The organism is Candidatus Schmidhempelia bombi str. Bimp, assembly GCF_000471645.3.
GTDB classification, from domain to species: Bacteria; Pseudomonadota; Gammaproteobacteria; order Enterobacterales; family Orbaceae; genus Utexia; species Utexia bombi.
The window spans coordinates 19957-28824 of sequence record NZ_AWGA01000023.1 but is presented as its reverse complement, the minus strand read 5'-3'; the positions used below and the strand labels follow the sequence as shown (position 1 = coordinate 28824).

9 protein-coding genes are annotated in these 8868 nt (G+C 38.2%); 1 reads left to right on the top strand and 8 read right to left on the bottom strand.

The genetic code is table 11. The annotated features are described in order from the left end of the window. From O970_RS02400 to rsuA, 6 genes are all read right to left on the bottom strand, one after another. A partial coding sequence (locus O970_RS02400) for a replication-associated recombination protein A (protein WP_024495588.1) occupies positions 1 to 908 on the bottom strand: 908 nt, incomplete at its 3' end. A 6-nt stretch (positions 909 to 914) separates the two neighbouring features. Then, positions 915 to 1526: an outer membrane lipoprotein periplasmic chaperone LolA gene (gene lolA / locus O970_RS02395; protein ID WP_024495587.1), complete on the bottom strand. Its 612-nt coding sequence runs from the start codon at positions 1524 to 1526 to the stop codon at positions 915 to 917. 67 nt (positions 1527 to 1593) lie between these two features. Further along, a complete protein-coding gene (locus tag O970_RS10250) occupies positions 1594 to 4584 on the bottom strand; it encodes a DNA translocase FtsK (RefSeq protein ID WP_024495586.1) in 2991 nt (996 codons plus the stop codon). 83 nt (positions 4585 to 4667) lie between these two features. Continuing rightward, complete coding sequence (locus tag O970_RS02385; protein WP_024495585.1) at positions 4668 to 5189, bottom strand: gamma carbonic anhydrase family protein; 522 nt, start codon at positions 5187 to 5189, stop codon at positions 4668 to 4670. Further along, complete coding sequence (locus O970_RS02380; protein ID WP_024495584.1) at positions 5186 to 6454, bottom strand: Bcr/CflA family multidrug efflux MFS transporter; 1269 nt, start codon at positions 6452 to 6454, stop codon at positions 5186 to 5188. Before O970_RS02380 ends, O970_RS02385 begins: the two co-directional genes overlap by 4 nt. Positions 6455 to 6479: 25 nt before the next feature. Further along, entirely contained in the window at positions 6480 to 7172 is a 693-nt protein-coding gene (gene rsuA / locus O970_RS02375) for a 16S rRNA pseudouridine(516) synthase RsuA (protein ID WP_024495583.1), read from the bottom strand. A 201-nt stretch (positions 7173 to 7373) separates the two neighbouring features. On the opposite strand from rsuA, the gene O970_RS02370 reads away from it, so the two are divergent. Then, on the top strand, positions 7374 to 8138 hold the full coding sequence (locus O970_RS02370) for a TatD family hydrolase (protein WP_024495582.1): 765 nt from the start codon (positions 7374 to 7376) through the stop codon (positions 8136 to 8138). Positions 8139 to 8173: 35 nt separating this feature from the next. Here the strand turns inward: O970_RS02370 and moaE are convergent, their stop codons facing one another. Then, entirely contained in the window at positions 8174 to 8620 is a 447-nt protein-coding gene (gene moaE / locus O970_RS02365; protein WP_024495581.1) for a molybdopterin synthase catalytic subunit MoaE, read from the bottom strand. A gap of 1 nt (position 8621) precedes the next feature. Next, positions 8622 to 8867 carry a molybdopterin synthase sulfur carrier subunit gene (gene moaD, locus O970_RS02360; protein WP_024495580.1) on the bottom strand — a complete coding sequence of 82 codons (246 nt, stop codon included), beginning with the start codon at positions 8865 to 8867 and terminating at the stop codon, positions 8622 to 8624. Position 8868 lies beyond the last annotated feature (1 nt).

Below are 8868 nucleotides of genomic sequence, written 5' to 3'. Positions count from 1 at the left end.
TCAGCATTACCAATGTCTTCTGAAGCGATAGCTAACAGTCTTCTTGCCACATAGAGGGGATCGCCGCCAGCAGTAATAATTCGTGCGTACCAGTAGAGAGCCGCATCGGGCGCTGAACCTCGTATCGACTTATGTACTGCTGAAATAAGATCATAATAACGATCCCCTTTATTATCAAAGCGGGCACTACGTTCTCCAACGACTTCTTTTAATAATTCAACCGATAATAACGTATTGTCCCCTGCCATATCCGCAAGTAATTCAAGCAAATTAAGCGCTCGTCGCGCATCGCCATTAGCAAACTCAGCAAGTTGTTGCCGCGTCTCTTCTGGCAATGTTAATGATCTATTTCCCAAACCACGATTTTTATCTTGCATGGCTTGAATTAATATCGCTTCTAAATCGGGTATAGTTAGTGATTTCAATAAATAGACCCTTGCTCGAGATAGCAAGGCTGAATTAAGTTCAAATGAAGGATTTTCGGTAGTCGCACCAATAAACGTGATGGTGCCATCTTCAACAAATGGCAGAAACGCGTCTTGCTGACTTTTGTTAAAACGATGCACTTCATCAACAAATAATATCGTTCTCTGTCCCGCTTGTTGGTTGACTTTAGCCCGCTCTATGGCTTCACGAATATCTTTCACGCCAGATGTGACGGCTGATAATTTTTCTACCTTAGCTTTGGCATGATAAGCAATAATTTCAGCTAGTGTGGTTTTCCCCGTACCTGGCGGCCCCCATAAGATCATTGAATGTAGATGACCCGCTTCAATTGAACGTGGTAGTGGTTTATCTGGTGCTAATAAATGCGCTTGTCCAATATATTCAGCTAAGGTGCGTGGGCGCATTCGTGCGGCTAAAGGTTTAAAGTTATCCTGACTAAAGTCAAAAGAGAAGCTAGTCATGGTTAATTATTGCCTTTGATCATCTAAAGTCACCCCTTTAGGCAGGTGAAAAATAAATTTGTTTTTATCAACCGGTCCAATTCGTTGTTGTGAGAAAGTATAGATACTATATTGCCCATCTTCTTCAACTATTTTGAAATTAGTTATAATTCCATTAGGTTTAACCGTGATATCAAATTGTTGCCCAGCATGTGTTGTTGGTTTTAAATGAAAGGTATTATTTGTATTAGTGACTTGATAAGTATCCCACATCTCACTATGATTATCGGTTAACAATAGCAGTAAACGATTATCAGGAATATTCTTTAACCACATAGCAGACACTTGTTCCACCATTGGTGTATAGATCCATACCGTTTTACCATCAGAAATAATCGATAGCTCATCAGGCTCACTCATGCTCCAATTAAAATAGTTAGGCTGATGAAACCAGAGTTTACCTTTACCTTCTTGTACTAACTGATCATCAGGTGTTTTTACAACTTGTGTAAATTGACCATAAAACCCATCCAATTTAGCTAAACGTGTCTGTAAATCCAATTTTGCCGCTTGGTTTGCGTGTGCTGTTGCTATCACAGATGTGATCAATAAACCAATAAATATTATTACTCTTTTCATTTATTTACGCTCTTATGTTCATCAAATAAACATAATGTAACTTGACTGTTATCAGAAATCAATAATCCTAATGCCCTGTTGGTGCAAGCACCTCCCGATTACCATTATGGGTAGGGGGGCTCACTATACCTTGTTGTTCCATCTGCTCTATAATTCTTGCTGCACGATTATAGCCAATACGAAATTGTCGTTGTATGCTTGAAATGGATGCTCTGCGCTTTTCTATAACAAACGAAACTGCTTGATCAAATAGGGGATCAAGTGCATCCTGATCATCGCTACTACCACTCTCACTCTTATCATTAGCGGCGGTGACATTTTCATATTTTGGTTTACCGCGTGCTCGCCAGTCTTGTACCACAGCATGTACTTCTTCATCACGTACAAAAGCACCATGGACGCGAATAGGAATCGAACTATTTGGTGCTAAATATAGCATATCCCCCATACCTAGTAGTGATTCTGCGCCCATTTGATCAAGGATAGTACGAGAGTCAATTTTACTCGAAACCGTAAAAGCAATACGAGTGGGAATATTGGCTTTGATCAAGCCTGTAATCACATCAACGGATGGTCGCTGTGTGGCTAATACCAAATGAATGCCAGCAGCGCGTGCCTTTTGTGCCAAACGCGCAATTAATTCTTCAATATTTTTGCCAACTGTCATAATTAAATCAGCAAACTCATCAACCATAACCACTATATAGGGTAATTTTTCTAAGGATGGGATTTGTAAATCTGTACTATCGGTTGGCGTCCATAAAGGATTCGGTATTGGTCGCCCCATCTCTTCGGCCAATTTTATTTTTTCATTATAGCCAGTAAGGTTACGCACGCCTAACGCCGACATTAAGCGATAACGGCGTTCCATCTCATTGACACACCAATTAAGCGCATTGGTTGCATCCTTCATATCGGTCACGACTTCCGTCAATAAATGAGGAATGCCTTCATAGATTGATAATTCTAACATTTTAGGATCAATCATAATAAAACGTACATCTTCTGGTTGTGACTTATATAGGATACTTAAGATCATCGCATTAACACCCACTGATTTCCCAGAACCAGTGGTCCCCGCGACTAATAGATGGGGCGTTTTGGCAATATCTGCAATAACCGCTTGACCTCCAATATCTTTACCTAAGACCACCGTCAATGGTGAACTCGCCTCTCTAAATTGTGGGCTCTCCAACACCTCTCTAAAATAAACCGTTTGCCGATATTGATTGGGTACTTCGATACCAACATAAGGTTTACCTGGGATAACTTCAACAACTCGCACTGACGGCATAGAGAGAGAACGCGCTAGATCACGATCAAGAGTGGAAATACGTGCGGCTTTCACACCTGGTGCTAGTTCAATTTCAAATAGCGTAATTACAGGACCAGATAAATAGTTAACCACCTGTGCTTTAATTCGAAAATCAGATAAACTTTTTTCAATCAACCTTGCCATGGCATCTAATTCTTCATGATCAATGTCGGTTTGCTGCACATCAGGCAACGATAATAAATCAAAAGAAGGCAATGGCGTACTTGGTTTAACTAAGGGGACATCATTCTTGATCAGAAAAGGATGAATTAAGCTATCATGGATAGCGCTTTTACTCCCATTTATCTGGTCGAGAGCCTCCTCACTCATAGATGGCGTGGCCTGATTTTGTTCCTTTACTGGCGTACTATTTTGATGTGTTGGTTGGTTCAGTTTATCCGCCTCAATGTTATCCATAGCAAGCTTTGTTGAATCAGGCAATACATCGGCGGCAATCGTGATAAGATCGTTTTGCTGTCTCGCTAACAACCTCTTATCCAATTTATCTATTTCCAATGAAGCCTCATCGTTAACATCCAATGCGGAGACAACACCGTTTTTGGTATTTAAAAACGAACTCTGCTCGAACATATCAGCTGCTTGAACTGATGATTTTCCCGTAACTAACGGATCATCGTTTATTAATGTGGCTTCGCTTTCCTCAATTAAAGAATCATAAGCTTTATTATTTTCAGCTGTATTGTAAATAGGTTGATGATAGGTAGGCCTAATACTTATCTCTCCATGCGAAACAAATTTTTGCTGTGTTGTTAAGCTAGAAGAAACCCTTGCTGTTGATGGTTGTTGCATGTGCCTTACTTCGGGGGAACATGAACAATCTGTGCGAATAGACTGTTGATGAACGCGTGGTGTTGAGCATTCCTCGAGCTGCTTAGCCGCGGCTGATGCCATATAATCATTTTGTTGATGATTAGATGTTGGTTGTGTTGATACGGTTAACGGTGGTTGAACATACCTAACGTCATGGTTAGGGTACACATCTAAATCAATCGATGCTGTTTTTTTTTTATCACCACTGTTATCAGCCGATTCACGTATTTGATGATTGCGTGTTTCTCGACAATGAGAACGCGTGTAAGGCTGATGATATCCGTCACTATCGCCACCAAGCAAACGCGTAATAAATCGAAAACAGGGTGCTGCCACCCATACTATCGTCGCACCTAAGTATTCAGCAATAAGCAACCATGAATAGTTAGTTAATAAGGTAATACTGACCATTAATAAAGCTAACAGTAACAACGATGAGCCAATGTGATTAAAAATAGGATACAGTTCTAAAGCAATAAGCGTACCGAGAATGCCGCCAGACTGATATTGTGCCCAATCAGTCACATTGAGCGCTAAAAAGCCAGTCACACTAAAACTGAAGGTGATTAAACCAATGATACGCAATGCAAGACTAAAATAATTAATGGTTTTTGTACAATTACGATAAAAATAACAGGCTAACTGGAGATAGAGTATAAATAAAACAAAAGGGATAACGTAAGCTGCAAATCCAAAAAATTGTAATAAGATATCGGACAGATAAGCTCCTAATGCACCGCCCCAATTATGTATAGGCTCATTCATTGAAGTTTGAGACCAACTCGGATCAGCAGGATCAAAAGAAAATAGTGAAATAAAAAGATAAATTGAAAAAACAATCAATCCTAACAGTAGAATTTCAATACTAATTTTAGCATTAGAAATCTTATTTTTATTTGTCTCACAACTCATCACTCTATCTCACTGTTTCAAAAATTACCCAATTTTATCGTTCAATATGATTGGCTAACATATTTTAACACACAATACCGAAATTATTTAATTCTGCATAACTGCTGTCGATAACGTTGCCCATTGTCAACATAATGCGCAGCATTGATGGTGATGTGTGTTATCTCTTCTGGGGTTAATTTACGCACAATTTTAGCGGGTTGTCCCATAATAAGAACCCCTTCTTCATAAGGCAAAGTATGCGTAACTAATGAATTTGCCCCAACAATACAATTTTTAGCAATGTTGGCTTGATTTAAAATAGTACTTCCCATACCAATAATCACATTATCAGCAATATGACAGCTATGTAAAATCACATTATGCCCAATAGTCACATCACATCCCACTACACAAGGGATATCGTGATCGGTATGAATAGTTGAATTATCCTGTACATTACTATTTTCACCAATAATAATTGGTGCAATATCCCCGCGTAATACGGCACCAAACCATATTGATACATTTCTTCCTAACTTAACATGACCAATAATGTCGGCACTCTCTGCTATATAAGCACTTTTATCAATTTGGGGGCAATTATCATTTAAACAATAAATCATTTTGATAACTCATTAAGTGAATTAGGTTTGGTTAAAACAAAAAATAGTCCAGCTAATACATTACAGATAATCATTGAACCCACCATAAAATATTCCGCTTTATGTGTTGGAATAATGGATAGAGTATTATTATCATGAAGATTCGATAACCAAGCTAAGGCAACACCAATTAACGCCGCAATAACGAAACGAAAAGTCCCCGCTAAAGATGCCGCAGTACCCGCCATATAAGGATAATAAGAAAGCGTAATCGCCATCGCATTTCCGCCAATAATCGACATACAGCCAATATATCCTGCCACCCCAATCACTAAGGCAATAAAACCAAGCTGGCAAATAACGACAATCAATAAATATAGTGCCATTATGGTTTGAATCATCATGCCGAGTTTTAGCATACTCAGCGCCCCTTTTGTACGAACAAAACGACTATTAATAATATTCATGGTAACTAAAAACAGAATATTTAATGCAAAATAATAACCAAATTGCTCAGGTTTAACACCGTAAATATTCATGTAAACAAATGAACCTAAACTTAAGAATGAAAATAATCCTGCACTAGAAAACGCGCCCACTAACATAAATTTAAGGACTTGTGAATGGCGAAATATCGTAACAAAATTTCTTAAGATTAAAGAGAGATTAAAAGAGACCCTTTTTTCTTTGGGTAATGTCTCTGGGATAGTACACGTAAATAAGATTAAGGTAATACATGCCGCAAGAGAGAGAACATAAAAAATCGTCTGCCACTTAAACCAAACAAGAATAATCCCACCAATGATGGGGGCTAATAACGGCGCTAAATTAGACACTAAGGTGACAAAGGATGTCATGCGAGAAAACTCATCACGATCGCTAAAAATATCGCGCATAAATGCATTAATAATCACCGCGGTTGACGCTGCTGCTAAACCATGGAAAAACCGCACAGCAATCAATTGATTAATGTTCGGTGATAAACCACATAATGCCGCTGCAATAATAAATAATATCAGCCCGATTATCATTATTTTTTTGCGACCGAAGCTGTCACTTAACGGACCGTAAATTAATTGACCAATAGCAAAGCCAAATAAATAAATACTAATGGTTAGTTGAACATAACCATCTGCCACATGATAGCTACGTGCTATAGTTGGCATGCTTGGCAAATACATATCAATCGATAATGGCATTAACATTGATAGCATACCAAGTATAACAATAAATAGCCATTTAGGTAAACCTAACAGTGGCAAGGATTTTTCTTCACTTATTTGCACAAACAAAATCTCTTTAAATAGTCAATTAAGATAAAAATGATTTTATTTCATTTTCGGTTAATCGGCGGTATTCACCTTCATCTACATCCAAAATAAGGTTACCAATACGGTGGCGGTGTAGTGATTGTACATGATTACCAACGGCAGCAAACATACGTTTGACCTGATGATAACGCCCTTCACTGATAATAAGTTGTGCATGATACTCATCAACAATGATCAATTTAGCAGGTTTAGTTAACTGTTTCTCTCCTTTTAATTGGATTCCTGCGGCAAAAGTAGCAACCAATGACTCATCTAAAGGTGCAGTGACCGTGACATGGTACTCTTTTTGACAATGATGTTTAGGCGATGTAATACGATGTGACCATTGCCCATCGTCCGTTAATAATACTAACCCCGTGGTGTCCATATCTAACCGACCAGCAGCATGTAATTTTTCCGCCATCGGCTCATCAATAAAGTATAAAATAGTTGCATGATCAGGATCATCGGTGGAACACACATACCCCTGTGGTTTATGTAACATAAAATAACGTTTTTCCATTACAGGAATAATGTCGTTATCACGATAGGTGACCTTATCATCGTTAGCTAACTGATAAGCGCCAGCTTTGATTATTTGACCATTCACCGTCACCATTTCGGCTTTTAATGCTTTATTCGCCAAAGAACGGCTAATACCTAAATGGTGAGCTAAAAATTTGTCTAAACGCATTGTCTAAAAATACCTGTCACTGTATGACAAAAAAGACTATATTGTAATTAAAAATAGCTAAGGTAGAAAGCGTTCTATAACAAAAAGTACAGATTACTAAACTTAATTAAAATAGCAAACAGAAAACCGTTTGTACTATCTATTCATATACCGAATAACTATTAGGATTAATATAAACCAAAAGCACAAGGATAACGAAGAATGATGTTAATTGATTCACACTGTCATTTTGAGCAATTAACCTCCGTTGAACAGCAATCAGCAATGCAACAATTTATTGTTATCGGCGTGGCGTCAAACCTAGCTAGTGCGCAAACATTGCTAAAGCTGGCAAAACACTATCCGAATTTAAAAGTATGCCTCGGTATTCATCCTGAATATCCGCAAAATTATTCAGAGTTTACACTACTAAAGCAGCTTATTTATCAACAAAAATCTCAGATAGTCGGGATTGGTGAGATTGGCTTACCTTATTTTACGCTACGTGCATTAAATCATGCCGAAAAACAGATGACCATAAAAAAGGGGCTCGCCCTCTTTACGCAATTTATTCGGTTAGCCAGTGAATTAAACTTACCTGTCAATTTACATTGTGTGGCCAATACAGCACCCATTGCTATTAACATTTTGAACCAATATCAAATTAAATACGCCCTATTTCATTGGTTTGAAGGCCAAGTCACCACAGTCACCCAAATTATTGATAATGGCTGGTTTATTTCCGTATCGCCTGACGTGTTATTTAATCCAAACTATCAAAAATTTATCCATCATGTCCCATTAGATATTATCTGCCTAGAAAGTGATGGACCTTGGCCTTATCAGGGCAAACGGGGCAATCCTGCAATGATATTGGATACGGCATATTTTTTAGCAAAATTACATGATAAAACGCTGACCGAAATTCTAGCGATATCCCAGCAAAACAGCTATCGCCTGTGGCAGTTAAATCAATCTAAGAAATAAAATATCGCTTATTTTTCATCCTAAAGTGGGCCAGTTTACCCCCATTTTGCTAATGACGCTTTATCTGTATCTTTAGCTTTAACCCAATATTCGCCATCGACTGTTTTTTCTCGTTTCCAAAAAGGTGCTTCATTTTTCAAGATATCCATAATAAATTCTGCTGCGGCAAAAGCAGCGTGTCGATGTCCGCTACTTACCCCCACAAAGACAATAGATTGATTAGCTAAAATTTCTCCCACACGATGTACCACGACCACACGATTCAATGACCACCGCTCTCTCGCTTGCTTCACAATATGAGTTAATACTTTTTCGGTCATACCTTGATAATGTTCTAAATATAAGCTAATTGTTTCGGTTTCTAACGCACGGACTTTACCTACAAAAGTCACCACCGCTCCATCTTGTGGAGATTGATTTAACCACGCATTGAGTGCATTAATATCTAATGGATGATCACCGATCTCAATTTTCGTTAACACCTTATCCCCCTGTTACTGGCGGAAAAAAGGCAATTTCATCGCCATTATTAATTAAATATTGATAATCAACTAACTGTTTATTGGCCGCGCAAAGTACCGTTTTCTCTTTTAATGCCATTGTCCATTTATCACCGCGCTGTGCCAATTGATATAATAGTTGTGAAATCGTTAATCCGTCTGCCTCTAATGTCAATTCACTTGTCCCAACCAATTCTCGAATTTGTGCAAAAAATCGTATCGTTATCATG